This window comes from Solwaraspora sp. WMMB335 (assembly GCF_049179075.1).
GTDB lineage: Bacteria > Actinomycetota > Actinomycetes > Mycobacteriales > Micromonosporaceae > Micromonospora_E.
This window is the reverse complement of record NZ_JBMHMF010000001.1, coordinates 1,340,064-1,356,659: the sequence shown is the minus strand read 5'-3', so window position 1 is coordinate 1,356,659 and position 16,596 is coordinate 1,340,064. Positions and strand designations below refer to the sequence as shown.

Genomic DNA, 16,596 nt, shown 5'->3' with positions numbered 1-16,596 from the left:
CCCCGGCGCTCAAGCTCCTTGACCGCAGCGGTGCTGTCCGCCTGGTCGGCGGGCACAGGTAGGAGCACAGGTGTAACCGGAGATGCCCACCTCAGCGTACGGACGTGGTCTTGGCCAGGGTGACGAAGGCGGACCAGGCGGCGGGGGCGAAGGTCAGGGTGCCGCCGTCGCGGTCCTTGGTGTCGCGGACGTGGACCCGGCCGGGGAGGTTGTCGACGACCTCGACGCAGTTGCCGCCGGCGGGGTTGCTGCGGGTCGACTTGCGCCAGCGAGGGGTGGTGCTCAACTCCATGTCTATGGTGTAAATCGGATAATATTCGGACAGTTTGTGTGATTGATGTCGGGGTCTGTCGGGTTGCCTCGACCCTGCCCCTGCGGCAGGGTTCTAGCGTGCCGCCATGAACGCTGTCGAACGCGAATCCGCCGCCCGGCTGACAGGCGTACTGCTGCTGGGGTCGTTGGTCGCCATGCTCGCCGGTGTCGGCGTCGTCCTGCCATCCGGGCTGACTCTGAATCCTGCCGAGCCGGCTGCCGTCCTGGCGGCCGTGCACGCTCGGGTCGAGCTGCACCTGATCGAGCTGGCCTTCGACGCGTTCGGCTGGCTCGCCCTGCTCGCCGCCGGCCTGATGCTGGCCGCGCGTGCTGACAGTCCCCGAGCGCATGTGGCGGCGCTGGCCGGCGGGTTGCTGTCCGGTGCCGGCCTGGCCGGGCTGCTGCACGACGCCGGGAACCTGGCGGTCACCCAGCTTGCCGCCGATCCCACTGATCCGGCTGCCGCCGCCGTGGCCGAAGGGGTGCTGCTCACCGCGAAGTGGACGGTCAACCTGGCCGGGCTGCTCTGGGCGGCTGCTACCGGCACGGCCGCGTGCGCGACGGCCGCGTCCGGCACCTCGTTGCCGGTCGGGCTGCGGCGTGCCGGGGTGGCCGCAGCGGCGTCCGGTCTCGCTGCGGTGGCCTGCCCTGGACGACCGGGACCGCTGGGCCCTCCGCAGCACTGGAGCAGGCCGGGTACGTCCTGCACCTGCCGGTCATGCTCTGGTGGGGCGTGCTGGGTTGGCGGCAATGCCGATGTGGGCGGGTCCGCCGGGCGACTCCAGGTACGCCTTGAGACCCAGCCGGTCTGCTCCGGGTACGGGTGACGACCGGGACGCCGCCCAGAACAGCGTGGCTCCGTGGCAGCTGCCCTACGACCACCCGCTGAGCGTGAACGCGGCGCTGTTGCGCGCCGCCGTTACGCAGTCGGCGGTGTAGGGCAACGTGTTGGATGGGAAGCGGCCGGCGGGAAACCACCCGATCCCGGCACACTTGTGCGGCTCGGCGTTGACCGGTTCGGTGTGTCGGGCGGGGACGAACTCGGCGGCGAAGACGAGGCCGATCCGGGTCGATCCGTCCGTGTTACGGCGGTGCACGGTCGCGGCCAGCCGCAGGTCCGCTGGATCGAACCGGACGCCGATCTCCTCGTACGCCTCGCGGGCGACGGCGTCGAGGGCGTGCTCGCCACGCTCCAGTTTCCCGGATGGCAGATTCCACTGTCCGTCCGCGAAACCGGTGCCGTGCCGCAGCGCCAGCAGGACCTCATCGGCATGGGTGAGCAGCAGCAGTACGTCAACCGGGTGCACGGGGGAGGCGGTCACGTCAGCAGACGTTAGCCGGGGAGATGGTCGGCCAGGTCGCACAGGTGGTCGAGGGCGGGCTCGATCGACGGCTCCACCAGCCAGCGTCCGAGCTGCGGTTGAGAAGCGTACGGGCGAACACGACGTCGTCGGTGGTGACCCGGAACCAGGCGTCGATGTGGGAGTTGCCGGTCGCGAACTCGGTCGTGTCGGTCAGGTCGTACCGATGGCTCTCCGACTGCTGACGCAACTGGCGGATCAGGTCCGCCCCGGGCCAATCGTGTCGGACCGCGCCACCCTGCTCGATCAGTTGGCGTACGGCCTCGGCGCGATCATGCTGGCCGAGCGCGAGATAAGCGACATTCGCGATTTCGGCCGCCATCGTGAGGTCGTGCCGATGGTCCGATCTGCCACCGACAGATGCTTCGGACCTGGTCGGGAGCGGTCGCCGGGCCCGGTGGTGGGCAGCTTCGGGCTGCCTGAGGTGTTGCTTGACTTAGTTCGAAAGCTAAACAAAGCTGGGGATGCGCTCCCATCGATGTCCCCACGGCACCTGCGGCCAACCCTGGTGTGGTCGCCCGGTCCGACGTGACCTCGAAAGGAACGCAGATCATGTCACGAAGAGCCCTCGTGTGCTCGGTACTTGCCGCGCTCGCCATGGCCTTGGGTCTGGTGGTGGCGGCATCACCTGCGGTTTCGGCCGCTACCCCGGTCAGGATCATGCCGCTCGGCGATTCGATCACCGCCGGTCCCGGCTGCTGGCGCGCCCTCGTCTGGGATCAGCTGCGCAGCGCCGGACACACCGACATCGACTTCGTCGGCAGCGCGTCCGATGGTGGCAGCTGCAACTACGGTTTCTCGTACGACCCGGACCACGAGGGCCACGGCGGCTTCTCGGCGGTCGGCATCGCCGACAACAACCAGTTGCCGCCGTGGTTGAGCGCGGCGAATCCGGACGTCGTCGTGATGCATCTGGGGACGAACGACCTGTGGGGTGGCTGGCAGTCGATGGACACCATCATGGCCGCCTTCACCAAGTTGATCGGGCAGATGCGGGCGAACAATCCGAATATGAAGATCGTGGTCGCGCAGATCATCCCGCACCACGGCTGCGCCACCTGTCCCGATGACACGGTGACGCTCAACAACCGGATCCCCGGCTGGGCCGCCGGCCTGACCACCACCCAGTCACCGATCGTCGTGGTGGACCAGTGGACCGGCTTCAACGCCGCGACGGACACCGGCGACGGGGTGCACCCGAACGACGCGGGGTTCCGGAAGATGGCCAACCGGTTCGCTCCCGCGCTCGCGCAGTTGCTCGGCACGCCTACCACGCCGACCCCGACACCGAGCACGACCAGTCCGCCGCCGGTCACCCCGACACCGACGACGACCAGCACCCCGCCGGTCACCCCGACCACGCCACCGGCCAGCGGTAACTGCACGGCCAGCTACCGGGTGGTGAGCCAGTGGAACGGCGGGTTCCAGGGCGAGGTGGGCGTGCGCAACACCGGCTCGACGGCCTCGTCGGGGTGGACCGCGACGCTCACCTTCGGCGGCGGCCAACAGATCAGCCAGGCGTGGAACGCCACGGTCACCCAGGCGGGCGCGGTCGCGACCGCCCGCAACGCGAGTTGGAACGGCAGTCTGGCGGCCGATGGCTCGGCCAGCTTCGGGTTCCTGGCCTCCGGCAACGGCGGCGGCTCGGTGTCGGTCGCCTGCGTGGTCAGCTGAGGCACGACACGGCGTTACCTCGGATCATGGACCCGTCCTCCCGGTTGAGAGGATGGGTCCATGCCTGAGCAACGTGGTCGGTCCGGCCCGCAGCCGAGGTCGGGCATTGGCCAGGCCTTACGGTTGATGGTCGCGGTGCTGGTCGGATCGGCGGCCGTGGTCGGTGCGGTGCGTCTGGTCGCACCGGCCACGGCCGGACCGCAGGCGGAACCGCCCGGCGTACGGCGGCAGCTGACCTTTCTGCGCGGCGCCCTGGACAACGGGGCCGGCGAACAGGCGCAGGGACTCTTCCCGGAGGGCTACTTTTTCAGTCACGCTCTGTACGGGCTGGCCTGGGTCGACCTCGGGCTACGTGTCCCGTCCGACGAACGGGAAACGGCCCTGGCCGAGGCCCGGTGGGCGTTGGCCAGACTGGAGTCGCCCGCCGGCCGGGCGCCGTTTCCCGCCGACCTGGTTCCGGCGTACGGCGTGTTCTACCAGGGCTGGACCAACTGGCTACGCGGCGGCGTGCTCAGCCTGCAGCCGGTGGCGAGTCGTGACCCCGGCGAACTGGCCCGGTTCGCCGCAGCCGCGACGGCCCTCGGTGCGGCCTTCGACGCGTCGCTCGACGCGGCCGGGTCGCCGTACCTGCCGGCGTACCACGGACAGGCGTGGCCAGTCGACTCCACTGTGGCAATGGCGTCGCTGCGGCTGCACGACAGCCTGCTGCCGGCCCGGTTCGGCGACACGGTCGCCCGCTGGCTGGACGGCGTACGACAGCGCCTCGACCCGGCGACCGGCCTGTTGCCGCACCGGGCCGATCCGGTGACCGGCGCGCCGGCCGAGGTGGCCCGCGGCACCTCGCAGAGCCTGATCCACCGGTTCCTGCCGGAGATCGACCCGGCTTTCGCCCGCGCGCAGTATCTGTCCTTCCGGGACGAGTTCGTGGCCGCCCCGCTGCGGCTCGGACCGGCGGTGCTGGAGTACCGGGTCGGCACCGCCGGCCCGGCCGATGTCGACTCCGGGCCGCTGCCGCTCGGGGTGAGCCTGTCCGCGACCGTGGTCGCGCTCGGCGCCGCCCAGGTGCACGGCGACACCCCGTTGGCCGCCGCGCTGGCCAACTACGGCGAGTTCGCCGGCCTGCCGGTCGACACCCCGCACACCAAGCGGTACGCCGGCGGCCTGGTGCCGATCGGGGACGCGTTCCTCGCCTGGTCCAAGACCGCCCTGCCGTGGGTCGCCGATCCACCGGATCCACCGGTGGCGAACATCAGCTGGACCTGGCGGCTGCCGCTGCTGTCTCTCTTGTTCATCGTCGCGCTGCTGCCCTGGCTGCCGGCAACGTCCCGTCGGATCACGGCCGGACCGCCACGGCGGCGGTGAACCGCTGGGCGACCCGGCCGGTGTCAGCGGCGCAGTCCGTGCCTGCGGTGGGTTGCCCGCTCGACGAGAGCTGACGGCAGCAGCCGGCGCAGGGCGAACACGAGTGGCGCGTTGCTGCCGACCGCGTACCGGGGCCTGGGACGGGCGGCCTCGATCGCGGTGACGATGGTCCTGGCGACCCGCCGCGCGTCGGTGCCGGTGCGTTCGTTGCGGTCGAGCGCCGTCACCATCGTCTCGAAATCGTGCCGGTGCGGCGAGTCGGAGCGGAGGTACCTGGTGCGGCGTTCGCTGATCCCGGTGTTGATCGAGCCGGGCTCGACGGTGGTCAGCCACACCCCGTACGGGGAGAACTCGTGGCGGGCGGCGTCGGCGAAACCTTTCAACGCCGCCTTGCTCGCCACGTACGACGATCTGTAGGACAGCGGGAACGAGGCGAGCATCGAGCCGATCATGACCACTCGACCGTAGCCGCGTTCGCGCATGCCGGGCAGGACGAGCTGGGTCAGTTGGACCGGCCCGATGACATTGACCTGGAACAATCGGCGCAATGCGTCCGTGGGCAGTTCCTCGATCGGGCCCGACTGACTCTCGCCGGCATTGTTGACCAGGACGTCGACGTCGACGAGCCGCTCGGCCAAGGCCTCGATCGACGCGTCCGAGGCCAGATCGAGCGGCAGGTACTCCACGCCGGGTGTGCACTGCCGTGGCGTCAACGAGGCCGGACTCCGGCTGGTGCCCAGCACACGGTAGCCGCGGGCGACCAACTCGCGCGCCGTCGCCTGGCCGATGCCCGACGATGCCCCGGTGACCAACGCGGTGCGCTCCACCGGTGCACCTTACCGGCGTCACCGTGACAGCCGCGAGTTGGTTCTCCTTCCCGCCGGTGGACATGGTTGCGGGCCGGCCACACGGAGGCGGCCGGCCCGGTAGTGCGGGTGTTTCCGGAAAGAAGACTATTGCTGATATCGGTCGATTGCGGCGATGGTCTATCCGGCACAGGTCCAGGCGACCGTGGCGACCAGCGACCGGCCGTTGGCGCCGGTGGCGTCGATGGCGAACTGCCCGTTGCCGGCCGCGTCGATCTCCGCCGGCACGGCGGGTATGCCGCTGACCGTGCTCACCGTCCCATCCGTACCGTCCACCCGCATCGTGACCAGGGCCAGGTAGCTGCCGGCACCGGTGTGGCGGGCGATACGTACGGTAAATGACAGTTGGTGTTCACCGATCTGCGTGCTGCTGGTCTGAGCCTGGTAGATCCGCCCGGACTCGGTGCAGGTGACCGCCGCGGGACCGGAACCGTTCGCCGGCACGGGCTCGGTGAGGGTCAGCGTCACCGCGCCGGTGCCGGTCGTCGTACCGTCGCTGACCGTGTCCGTCTCGGTAGTGCCGGAGCTCCCCATGCCGCTGTCCGACCCGGCGTCGCCACCGCTGCGGGTCACCACCAGCGGGCTGGCGCAGCCGCTGGCGAGCAGCAGTCCGACCGTCGCGGTGGCGAGCAGGGTGAACCTCCGGTGCCCCCGCCGCAGGTGTGGACGTGCCGGACGGCGCCCGGCCCGTGTCGGCATCGTCAATCCGCCTTCGGCAGGATGACCAGCCGCGCGACCAGGTCGGTGTCCTGGCGGACACCGGCCACGCCGACGAGGTCACCGACCTCCACCACCGACAGGTCTTCGGCCCTGGTGCCCTGGTCGACGATCCGGCACTGATCGGCGCAGTCCCAGGTCAGCACGAAGCCGTCCGTCGATTCGACGGTGAGTGACGAGCCGTCTACGGTGGTCACCTCGCCACGCTGCCCGACGATCGTGCGCAGCCCGTCGTCGGTCTGCACGGTCACCTCGCCGTGCAACTGGTTCTTACGCAGCGCCGGCCGGCCGGCCAAGGGCCCGCGACCCCGACCGCGTGGCCAACCGCTGTCGGCGGCGTAGTCCTCGGCGTCGTCGAATCCGAGCAGCATCAGCGTCTCGACCTCGGCGTCCAGCGGGGCGGCGATGGCCGCCTCGCTCGGCCGGGTGAACGCGCAACCGGCCAGCGCCACCAGCATGGCCGTACCGGCCAGCGTCGCGGTAATGGCTCGTAGCCACGAAGTTCGTCTCATGGCAACCACTGTCGGCGGTGACCGCGAAGGTCCGGTCAGACCAATGTTCGAGTCAGGTAAGAGAGCATCCGGGTCGGTCAGGGCACGGGTGGCAGCCATACGGTGAAGGCCGCGCCACCGCCGAGGGCATGCCCGGCGGAGATCCGCCCGCCGAGGCGGCGGACCAGCCCGGCGGCCAGCGCCAGTCCGATGCCGGTGCCGACCGAGCGCTCCCCCCGGTAGCGGCGATGCAACGCGCCGCGCTCGAACACGACCGCGAGGTCGTCGTCGGCGAACCCCGGACCGTTGTCGCTGACCTGCAACGCGACCATGTCCCCGTCGGCGTCCTGCGGCGGTGTCGACACCGGGTCCCGCCCCGGCGGTGACACGGCCAGCCGCACCGTGCCGCCGGCCGGCACCACCCGCAGCGCGTTGTCCAACAGGATGTCGATCACCTGCCGGAGCCGGCCCGGATCGGTACGGATCGGCAGCGACCGCCGTGGGGTCGCGGCCTCCAACGTCACCGCCTCGGCGGCGAACCGTGGCCGCCAGGCAGCCGCCGCGTCGCCGACCAACGCCACCAGATCCACCTCGACCGGATCGAGGCTGAACTCGGACGCCTCCAACCGGGCGAGGGCGAGCAGGTCACTGACCAGCCGGTCGAGTCGTCGCGCCTCGCCGAGCATGAGCCGGCCGGTGTCCGGGGCGGTGGCCGGGTCGACGACACCGTCGGCGATCGCCTCGGCGTACCCGGACAGGGTCGTCAGCGGGGTCCGCAACTCGTGCGAGATGGACAGCAGGAACTCACGCTGCCGGGCCTCGCTGGTGGCGAGCGCGGCGGCGAGGTCGTTGAGCGCCCGGGCCAACTGCGCCGCCTCGATCGGCGGTTCGACCGGGACGCGCACGGTACGCTCGCCGGCGCGCAGCCGTACCGCGGCGTCGGCCGCCGCCCGGATCGGCCGGGACAGCCGGGCGGCCAGCAGCACCCCGGCGAGCAGGCCGGCGGCCAACCCGGCGGCCAGTGCCAGCCACAGGTTGCCCCACACGATCCGGCCGGTTCCGGTGCGCAGCGGCTGGACCAGCACGAGCACGGAACCGCCGCCGGCCGGGCGGCCTTCGAGCAGGGCGGGCCGGCCGTCGAGCAACACCGGGCGGCGGCTGACCGATTGCCCTGCGGCGAGGCGGCGCACCACCGGCTCGGGTAGTCCGGCCGGCGCCGGATCGCCGGGTCGGACCAGGTAGACCTGCAGGCCCTGGGCGGCGAGTTCGTCGACCAGCCGGTCGGCCAGCGCGGCCCGCTGGCCGACCGGCTGGCCGGCCTGCTCGGCGGTGGCCAGGGCCGCCGCCGCCACGTCCGCCTTGCCGGCCAGGGCCTGCCGGGCGCCCCGCTCGGTGGACCGGACCCCGAGCGGGATCGCCACCGAGGCGGTGACCAGCACAGAGAGCACGGCGACCGCGCAGACGACCCCGACGGTACGGGCGGTCAGCGTGCCGGTCAGCCGCTGCCAGCCGTCGACCGGCGGCAGCGTGCCAGGGTTAGCCATCGGCGGTGTAACCGACCCCGCGGATCGTGCGGATCACGGTGGCCGCCTCGCCGAGTTTGGCCCGGACCTGCGCGATGTGAACGTCGACGGTGCGGGTGCCGGCGTGCGCGGCGTACCCCCAGACCGAGGCGAGCAGCTCCTCCCGGGTGTACACCCGCCCTGGCCGGCGCATCAGGTGGGCCAACAGGTCGAACTCGGTGGAGGTGAGGGTGACCGGGCCGGCCGCCGTGGTGACGGTGCGCCGGGCCGGGTCGAGGGCGACCGTGCCGACGGTGCGGGCCGCGTCGGCCTCGGCCGTCACACTGCTGCGGCGCCGGATCGCGCGTACCCGGGCGACCAGTTCGCGCGGGCTGAACGGCTTGGTCACGTAGTCGTCCGCGCCGATTTCCAGGCCGACGATCCGGTCGACCTCGTCGTCGCGGGCGGTGAGGAAGATGACCGGTGTCCAGTCACCGTCGGCGCGCAACTGCCGGCAGATGTCGGTGCCGGACAGGCCGGGCAGCGCGATGTCCAGGACACAGAGCACCGGACGCAGCCGTCGGGCGGCGGCCAGCCCGCTCGGACCGTCGGCGCACACGTGTACGCCGTACCCGTCGCGGGTCAGGTAGAGCCGGATCAGGTCGGCGATCGGCTTCTCGTCCTCGACGACGAGCACCAGACCGCGTTCTGCCGGGCGCGAGTCCCCGGCGCGGTCCGGGGCGGTGGGGCTGTCCGATTGCGGCACGGTGGTCACCCGCCAATCATGCCGGCAGCGGGGGAGCGGGACATCAGCTTCCGGTACGCATCAGGTAAAAACCGCTGGTGGTAGGTGATTCCCGGATTGCGAGCCAGACCGAATACCGCGTCAAGTCCAATCACGGTCAATAACTGTACGTGAACTGTGTGTGTTGATTAGGCTGACGAAATCTCTCGATCCATAGATGGAGGTGGATCATGTCCGTCCTCAGTCGATCCCGCCCCAAGCGGGCCTTGGCACGCCGGGGCCTGACCCTGCTCGCGACCGCTGTGCTCGCGGCCACCACCGCGTTAGCCGGTGCCGCGGCGCCCGCCCAGGCCGCCGTACCGGACCGGTGGGGCTTCGCCTACCTGCAGACCCCGACCCCGGCGGCTGGCCTGGTCATGGACACCAGCCGCCAATGGGGCGGCTGGAAGGCGACCATGCCCGCGGCCTGGGCGACCGTCAACCAGATCGGCCTCGGACGCTACCGCGTCTCCTTCCCCGGCACCGCGTCGGCCAACGGCGTCGCTCACGTCACCGCGGTCTCGAACGCGCCGCACTGGTGCCAGATCTGGCAGTTCTACCCGTCCGGCACCAACCAGATCGTCGAAGTGCAGTGCTACCGGCCCGGCGGCGCACCGGACAATTCCCGTTTCGTCGTCGATTACACCACCAGTTCCGGTCCGCTGCCCCCGGGCGCTGACGCGTTCGGATATGTCAGGGTCAACCCGATCGGCGCGCTACTGCATTCCTACAACTCCGCCGGCGGCGGCAACGTGGTGACCCAACTCGGCGTCGGCTTCTACCAGGTGCAACTCAACCTGCTCGGCAATCCTGTGGTCGATGGCAATTTGCAGGTCACCGCCGAGCACCCGAACAGCCCGCGCCGGTGCAAGGTCGCCCGCTGGACGTCCACCGGCGGCAGCATCCTGGCGTACGTGTTCTGCTTCGACCCCGGTGGTGCGATGGCGGACAGCTTCTTCAACCTGACCTACCATCGGCAGCGGCCGGTCTTCGGCGCGGTGCCGCCGGTCAACTTCGCCTACCTCTGGACCCCGGCACTCGGCGGCCCGACCGACTTCAACTCCGCCGGTGGCGTCAACAGCGTCATGGTTTCCGGCGTCGGTCAGTACCTGGTCATCATGCCGATGGTCGGGTTCCGGATGACTACCGTGCAGGTGACCGCGTTCGGCACCACCCCGGACTACTGCAACCTGCAGGCGCCCTGGGCACTGTCCGGCAGCACGGTGCTGATCCGTAACGTCATCTGCTTCAACGCCGCCGGCGCGCAGACACCAAACGACTTCTTCGTAACCTATTCGTCGAACATCTGACCCCGAGCGAGCCGGACACCGGTGTGCGGGGCGTCCGACCGGACTCCCGCACACCGCCGTGCGAACGTCGGATCAGGCCAGGCCGGCGCGGCGCAGCGCGTCGGCGAGCGCGCCATCGCCGTACCCGCCGCCGGACCCACGGCCGCCGCGTCCCTGCTGCCCGCCGCGTCCCTGCTGCCCGCCGCCCTGTTGCCGGGGCTGCCCGCCTCGGCCCTGCCGGGACTGGCCGGAGGAAGCACCGCGACCGCCGTCCGTGCCGCCGCGTCCCGTCCCGCCGTCACGCTGGCCCGGTGGCCGGCCCGCAGCCGGCTCGTCGTCGAGCCGCAGGGTCAGGGAGATCCGCTTGCGGGCCACGTCGACGTCGAGCACCTTCACCCGGACGATGTCGCCCGGCTTGGCCACGTCCCGAGGGTCCTTGACGAAGGTCTTGGCCATCGCCGACACGTGCACCAGGCCGTCCTGATGGACTCCGATGTCCACGAACGCGCCGAAGGCGGCCACGTTGGTCACCACACCTTCGAGCACCATCCCCGGACGCAGGTCGGCGAGGGTCTCCACGCCCTCGGCGAAGCTGGCGGTGCGAAACGCCGGCCGTGGGTCGCGGCCCGGCTTCTCCAACTCGGCCAGGATGTCGGTGATCGTCGGCAGGCCGAACATCGCGTCGACGAACTTGTCCGGCTTGATCCGGCGCAGCGTCTTCGTGTCGCCGATCAGCGTACGCAACTCGGCACCGGTGTCGGCCAGGATCCGGCGCACCACCGGATACGCCTCCGGGTGTACACCGGACGAATCAAGTGGATCGTCGCCGTCGCGGATCCGCAGGAAGCCGGCGCACTGCTCGAACGCCTTGGGCCCCAACCGGGGTACGGACCGCAGCGCCTCCCGCGACCGGAACGGCCCGTGCGTGTCACGGTGCAGCACGATGTTCTCGGCCAGCCCGGCGCCGATGCCGGACACCCGGGTCAGCAGCGGCGCCGACGCGGTGTTGACGTCCACCCCGACCCCGTTGACGCAGTCCTCGACCACCGCGTCCAGCGAGCGGGACAGCTTGGTCTCGGAAATGTCGTGCTGGTACTGGCCGACCCCGATCGACCGGGGGTCGATCTTGACCAGTTCGGCGAGCGGGTCCTGCAGCCGCCGGGCGATGGAGACCGCGCCGCGCAGCGACACGTCCAGATCCGGCAGCTCCTGCGAGGCGTACGGCGATGCGGAGTACACCGAGGCGCCGGCCTCGGACACCATCACCTTGGTCAGCGACAGTTCCGGGTGCCGGGTCATCAGGTCGGCGACCAGCTTGTCGGTCTCCCGCGACGCGGTGCCGTTGCCGATCGCGACCAGGTCGACCCGGTGCGCCGCGGCCAGCCGGGCCAGGGCGTCGATCGAGGCGTCCCACTGCCGGCGCGGCTCGTGCGGGTAGACCGTCTCGGTGGCCGTCACCTTGCCGGTGGCATCGACCACGGCCACCTTCACTCCGGTGCGTATCCCCGGGTCCAGGCCCATCGTGGCCCGGCTGCCCGCCGGCGCGGCCAGCAGCAGATCCCGCAGGTTGGCGGCGAAGACCCGCACCGCCTCGTCCTCGGCCGCCTGCCACAGCCGCATGCGCAGGTCGGCCCCGAGGTGGATGAGAATCCTGGTCCGCCACGCCCAGCGCACCGTGTCGGCCAGCCACTTGTCGCCCGGCCGGTTCTGGTCGGCGATGCCGAACCGGCCGGCGATGAGCGGTTCGTAGCTGCTCGGCCCGGCGACGGCGCCCTCGGGCACCTCCTCCGGCTCCATGGTCAGATCGAGCACCTGCTCCTTCTCACCCCGGAACATGGCCAGCACCCGGTGCGACGGCAGCTTGGTGAACGGCTCGGTGAAGTCGAAGTAGTCGGCGAACTTGGCGCCGTCGCTCTCCCGGCCCTCGCGGACCCGGGCGGTCAGCCGGCCGCGCACCCACATCCGCTCGCGTAGCTCGCCGATCAGGTCGGCGTCCTCGGCGAAGCGTTCGACCAGGATGGCTCGGGCGCCGTCCAGCGCCGCCGCCGCGTCGGCGACGCCGTTGTCCGCGTCCACGTAGCCGGCGGCGGCCGTCCGTGGCTCCTGCGTAGGATCGCCGAGCAGCAACTCGGCCAGCGGCTCCAGGCCCGCCTCGCGGGCGATCTGGGCCTTGGTCCGCCGCTTCGGCTTGTACGGCAGGTAGATGTCCTCCAGCCGGGCCTTCGAATCGGCGGCCATGATCTGCCCGGTCAACGCCTCGTCGAGCTTGCCCTGGCTGCGGATCGACTCCAGGATGGCGCTGCGGCGTTCCTCCAGCTCACGCAGGTAGCGCAGCCGTTCCTCCAGGGTCCGCAGCTGCGCGTCGTCGAGCATGCCGGTCGCTTCCTTGCGGTAACGGGCGATGAACGGCACGGTCGCACCACCGTCGAGCAGCTCGACGGCCGCCGCCACCTGTCCCGCTCGTACTCCCAGCTCCTCGGCGATCCGCTGATCAACCGCTGTGGTCACGTCGAGTTCCCCGCTCCAACGTTCGGCGACCGGGGCAGTGCTGCGGTGCCTGCCCACCCCGGTGCCTGTGACCCGGCGGTCGGCCAGCGGACCACCGGGGACCACGGTGCGTGGTCCGACAACATTGTGCCGGTCGCGGGCCGACGGTGTCGCGTGACCCGGCGCCGGGTCGTGCCCGCGTACCTGTGGTCACCAGGCGATGGACGTGTCGCGCTGCGGCCAGAACCGGACCGCGATCCGCGAGCGCGGTGCCGGACCGGTGATCGCCGCCACCACCGCCGCCAACTCGGGTACCAACGCGCTCGCGGCTGCCGCCAACTGCTCCCGGACGATCGGTCCGTACATGGTGACGAACCAGCGGTGCACCCCGGTCGCCTGGGTTATCTGCGCCAGGGTGGCGGTGCGTGCGTCTACCGCGACCACCCTGCCCAGGGCGTGCCCCAGCCGGACCCGTGGCCCGACGGCGCGGACCGGATCGGCGGCGGGAAAGCGGGCGACCACCCGGCGGGTGAGCTGCTGGCGTACCAACTGGATCCGGATCACGCCGAGCGCTGCGAGGTCCTCTGCGATCACGGCGGACAGGCCCGGACGCATCAGGTCGATCCAGGCGGTGACCGGTGCCCGGCGTTCCCGGCGCAGTTCGGCCAGCAGCGGGTCGGCGACCGGGTCGCCGAGCGGCTGACCGTCGACCGGGACCAGCGTGGCGTCCTGCACCGCCGCGCGCCCGGCCAGAATGAGGGTGGCGATGACGGCACCGGCCAGCCCGGCACCGAGCATGTCCCGGTCGATCATCGGCCGGCCGGTACTCTCGTCGAGCGCAACCAGGAAGAACTCCTCGGTCAGCGTCAACTCCGATGGAGTTCGAGCACGGCGCATCGGATCGTCCCCTGCGGCGGTTTCTGGTGCGCGAGCCGAGCCGAGCCGGTGGAGCGGCCCGGCAAGGATGACCTTGTTGAAGCGGAACCTTACGGGGCGGGATCAATCCGCTCAACCCACTCTTTTGTCGGGGCAACCGCACATCGGCCCCCGGACCGGGTCCGGCGGCTGCGGCTGGGTTAGCGTCTGCTGGTGGACCGGCCCGAAGATCCCCGCGCTCGCCGGCTGTCCGGCCGAGGCGCCGCCGCCGCCGGCGATCTGGCCGCGAGCCCGTTCCGGGCCGACCGTGACCGGATCGTCTCCTCGCCGTTCTTCGCCCGCCTCGGCGGCGTCACCCAGGTCATCAGCCCGGGCGGTGCCGGCCTGTTGGTGCACAACCGGCTCACCCACAGCCTGAAGGTGGCGCAGGTGGGGCGGGCGATCGCGGAGCGCCTGGTCGCCGACGGGCGGCACCGGCCGTTGCTGGACGATCTCGGCGGCTGCGATCCCGACGTGGTCGAGGCCGCCTCGCTCGCCCACGACCTCGGCCATCCGCCGTTCGGCCATCTCGGTGAGCGGGTGTTGGACCGTATCGCCCGGCACCGGCTCGGCCTGCCGGACGGATTCGAGGGCAACGCCCAGTCGTACCGGATCGTGACCAGCACCGAGATCCGAGGCACCACCGCGGTCGGCCTGGACCTGACCGCGGCGGTGCGCGCGGCGATGCTCAAGTATCCGTGGACCCGGCGAACCTATCCGCTGCCGCACCCGAGTCAACTGCGTCCGGCGCCGCGCGGTGCGGCCGTCGCGCCGGACGACCCGCACGTCGGTTCGGTCAAGTTCGGTGCCTACACCACCGAGGCGGCGGACCTGCGTCAGGCCCGGGAGCCGTTCGTCGGGGCGATCGCCGCCTGGCAGCAGACCGTCGAGGCATCCATCATGGACACTGCGGACGACATCGCGTACGCCATCCACGACGTCGAGGACTTCCACCGCGTCGGCGTGCTGCAGCAGGGTGCGGTCGCCGGTGAGTTGGTGGCCTGGCAGCGCGGCGCCACCGAGCTGGGGCAGCTGGCCGGCGCCGAACTGACCGCGACCGCGCACCGGCCGGGCCGGTCCATCGAGCGACTCCGTCGCCAGTTGCACCGCAAGGACAGCTGGATCGCCGCCGACGTCGCGTTCGCCGACGCCGTCGAGCACGTCCGGCGTGAGCTGGTCGAAGGGCTGCTGATGGTCCCGTTCGACGGGTCGATCGAGGCCGAGGAGAACGTGACGAGCTTCTCCGCCAGCTGGACCCGTCGACTGGTCGACGCGATCACGGTCACCGCCGAACCGTCCATCCGGTCCGGACACGTGCAGCTGGCCATCGCCCAGTGGCACGAGGTGCAGGTACTCAAGTTCGTACACCACCGGTTCGTTCTCGCCCGTCCGGATCTCGCGCTGCACCAGCGTGGCCAGGCCGACCTGGTGGCCACGCTGGTCGACGCCCTGTTGTCCTGGCTGACCGACCCGCAGGAGCAGAGCCGACTGCCCCGCCGGTTGCACGACCTGGTCGAGTTGGCCGAGGCGGAACTCGCCGGGCTGGTGGCGGATCCGGTGACCGCCGCCCGCGGACGGGCGATCGTCGACTACGTCGCCTCGCTCACCGACAGCCAGGCGGTGGCGCTGCTCGATGCCCTCACCGGACGCTCCGGGCAGCTGTGGACCGACGCGTTCGTGCTGTGACCGGTTGCGCTCCGCCGGTTCGTCCACGCTGACGAGGCGACACCCGGTCAGTCCCGCCATTCGTAGTCGAGGTCGACCAGGCTGGTCCCGACGGTGACCCAGACCAGGACCGCGACCAGTGCGGACCGCCGCTGGTCGCGGCTGACGATGTCGGCGGCTTCGGCGTTCAGCTGTACGTAGCGCTGCCATACCTGCTGTTCGATTTCCTCCGCGTTGATCGGCCCTCGGGTGCAATCCGGGTCCGGGCAGGCGTAGAAGCGGGTCCCGGTGCCGGAGCTGGCCGGGATCAACGTGCTCGTCCCGCAGCGCAGCACCCCACGCAGGATGTACAGATCGGTGCCGGTCGGGTCACAGCGTGCAGGGTTGACCATGATGCCCATGTCTCATCGCCTCCTTCCCGTTCCTACGGGTGGGCGAGGTGTCCGGTTCGCCGGGCGGATGACCGGTTCCGCTCGTGCCCGGTGCCGCTGCTGCTGGCCGTGGCCGTGACTCATGTCGAGCGGGCGCCGCCGGGTCGTAGATTCTGCAACCGCACCTGTCCCCGGGCGACCAGCCGTCCGTCCCGGTCGGTGATCTCGACCTGCCAGAGTTGCTGGCTGTGACCCCGGTGCAGGGGGGTGCCCAGCGCCGTCAGCTCACCGCTGCTGACCGCCCGCAGAAAGTCGGTCTGGTTCGCCACCCCGACCACCCGCCCCTGGTCACCGATCCAGCACGCACCGCCGATGCTCGCCGCGCTCTCGACCAGAGCACAGTAGACACCACCGTGCACGATTCCGTACGGTTGGTGCAGCGCGGCGGTCACCGGCAACCGCAGCCGTACGTGATCCGCGTCGGCCTCCTCGATCCGGGCACCGATCAACCCGTCGAGACCACCGGACGGCGCGGCGCTGGTGTCGCCTCCGCCGGGGGTAGCGCCGACCTGAGGTGCCTGGCTCATCTGGATCTCCCGCCTCGCGCGCGCTGGTCGCTGTGGTCAGATCGTCTGCCGCCACCGGCGATCCGGTCGGGCAGCCGGCACCGAGAGCCTAGCCCGTGGCTGCCCGGGTGCCTTCTCCACCTCACCCGCGACAGCGGAATCTTGACCGAGTGCGGAACTTGCCGGAGACCGGCCGAGGACCCCATCATCATCAGATCTGTCGATGCGGCGGGA

17 protein-coding genes are annotated in these 16,596 nt (G+C 71.1%); 5 read left to right on the top strand and 12 right to left on the bottom strand.

Annotated elements, in window-relative coordinates; all coding sequences use genetic code 11:
• Positions 1-91: 91 nt before the first annotated feature.
• The gene (locus ACN27F_RS05355; protein WP_421431491.1) at positions 92-292 is read right to left on the bottom strand and encodes a DUF397 domain-containing protein; all 201 of its coding nucleotides are present in this window, start codon (positions 290-292) and stop codon (positions 92-94) included.
• A 106-nt stretch (positions 293-398) separates the two neighbouring features.
• Here ACN27F_RS05355 and ACN27F_RS05350 point away from each other — a divergent pair, with 106 nt between their 5' ends.
• Entirely contained in the window at positions 399-1,139 is a 741-nt protein-coding gene (locus tag ACN27F_RS05350) for a hypothetical protein (RefSeq protein WP_421431490.1), read from the top strand.
• 45 nt (positions 1,140-1,184) lie between these two features.
• On the opposite strand, the gene ACN27F_RS05345 is transcribed toward ACN27F_RS05350, so the two are convergent.
• Positions 1,185-1,634, bottom strand: a complete 450-nt coding sequence (locus tag ACN27F_RS05345; RefSeq protein ID WP_421431489.1) for an NUDIX hydrolase — start codon at positions 1,632-1,634, stop codon at positions 1,185-1,187.
• A 1-nt stretch (position 1,635) separates the two neighbouring features.
• A complete protein-coding gene (locus tag ACN27F_RS05340; protein WP_421431488.1) occupies positions 1,636-1,995 on the bottom strand; it encodes a hypothetical protein in 360 nt (119 codons plus the stop codon).
• Positions 1,996-2,225: 230 nt separating this feature from the next.
• Between ACN27F_RS05340 and ACN27F_RS05335 the strand changes: the two genes are divergently transcribed.
• Both ACN27F_RS05335 and ACN27F_RS05330 read left to right on the top strand, forming a co-directional pair.
• Positions 2,226-3,347, top strand: a complete 1,122-nt coding sequence (locus ACN27F_RS05335) for a cellulose binding domain-containing protein (protein ID WP_421431487.1) — start codon at positions 2,226-2,228, stop codon at positions 3,345-3,347.
• A gap of 60 nt (positions 3,348-3,407) precedes the next feature.
• A complete protein-coding gene (locus ACN27F_RS05330; RefSeq protein ID WP_421431486.1) occupies positions 3,408-4,709 on the top strand; it encodes a hypothetical protein in 1,302 nt (433 codons plus the stop codon).
• A 23-nt stretch (positions 4,710-4,732) separates the two neighbouring features.
• Here the strand turns inward: ACN27F_RS05330 and ACN27F_RS05325 are convergent, their stop codons facing one another.
• The 5 genes from ACN27F_RS05325 to ACN27F_RS05305 form a co-directional block, all read right to left on the bottom strand.
• Complete coding sequence (locus ACN27F_RS05325; protein WP_421431485.1) at positions 4,733-5,536, bottom strand: SDR family oxidoreductase; 804 nt, start codon at positions 5,534-5,536, stop codon at positions 4,733-4,735.
• Positions 5,537-5,695: 159 nt separating this feature from the next.
• Entirely contained in the window at positions 5,696-6,274 is a 579-nt protein-coding gene (locus tag ACN27F_RS05320; protein ID WP_421431484.1) for a hypothetical protein, read from the bottom strand.
• Positions 6,275-6,276: 2 nt separating this feature from the next.
• Complete coding sequence (locus tag ACN27F_RS05315) at positions 6,277-6,804, bottom strand: hypothetical protein (protein ID WP_421431483.1); 528 nt, start codon at positions 6,802-6,804, stop codon at positions 6,277-6,279.
• Between the two features lie 77 nt (positions 6,805-6,881).
• Positions 6,882-8,327, bottom strand: a complete 1,446-nt coding sequence (locus ACN27F_RS05310) for a sensor histidine kinase (RefSeq protein WP_421431482.1) — start codon at positions 8,325-8,327, stop codon at positions 6,882-6,884.
• Positions 8,320-9,051, bottom strand: coding sequence for a response regulator transcription factor (locus tag ACN27F_RS05305; protein ID WP_421439992.1), 732 nt, complete (start codon positions 9,049-9,051; stop codon positions 8,320-8,322). Before ACN27F_RS05305 ends, ACN27F_RS05310 begins: the two co-directional genes overlap by 8 nt.
• A gap of 209 nt (positions 9,052-9,260) precedes the next feature.
• On the opposite strand from ACN27F_RS05305, the gene ACN27F_RS05300 reads away from it, so the two are divergent.
• A complete protein-coding gene (locus ACN27F_RS05300; RefSeq protein ID WP_421431481.1) occupies positions 9,261-10,379 on the top strand; it encodes a hypothetical protein in 1,119 nt (372 codons plus the stop codon).
• A gap of 72 nt (positions 10,380-10,451) precedes the next feature.
• Here the strand turns inward: ACN27F_RS05300 and ACN27F_RS05295 are convergent, their stop codons facing one another.
• Positions 10,452-12,866: a Tex family protein gene (locus ACN27F_RS05295; RefSeq protein ID WP_421431480.1), complete on the bottom strand. Its 2,415-nt coding sequence runs from the start codon at positions 12,864-12,866 to the stop codon at positions 10,452-10,454.
• A 189-nt stretch (positions 12,867-13,055) separates the two neighbouring features.
• Complete coding sequence (locus ACN27F_RS05290; protein ID WP_421431479.1) at positions 13,056-13,742, bottom strand: GOLPH3/VPS74 family protein; 687 nt, start codon at positions 13,740-13,742, stop codon at positions 13,056-13,058.
• 192 nt (positions 13,743-13,934) lie between these two features.
• Here ACN27F_RS05290 and ACN27F_RS05285 point away from each other — a divergent pair, with 192 nt between their 5' ends.
• On the top strand, positions 13,935-15,446 hold the full coding sequence (locus tag ACN27F_RS05285) for a deoxyguanosinetriphosphate triphosphohydrolase family protein (protein WP_421431478.1): 1,512 nt from the start codon (positions 13,935-13,937) through the stop codon (positions 15,444-15,446).
• 47 nt (positions 15,447-15,493) lie between these two features.
• Here the strand turns inward: ACN27F_RS05285 and ACN27F_RS05280 are convergent, their stop codons facing one another.
• Both ACN27F_RS05280 and ACN27F_RS05275 read right to left on the bottom strand, forming a co-directional pair.
• A complete protein-coding gene (locus ACN27F_RS05280) occupies positions 15,494-15,826 on the bottom strand; it encodes a zinc ribbon domain-containing protein (protein WP_421431477.1) in 333 nt (110 codons plus the stop codon).
• Between the two features lie 110 nt (positions 15,827-15,936).
• Positions 15,937-16,383 (bottom strand): PaaI family thioesterase, encoded by a 447-nt coding sequence (locus ACN27F_RS05275; RefSeq protein WP_421431476.1) that lies wholly within the window; start codon positions 16,381-16,383, stop codon positions 15,937-15,939.
• Positions 16,384-16,596 lie beyond the last annotated feature (213 nt).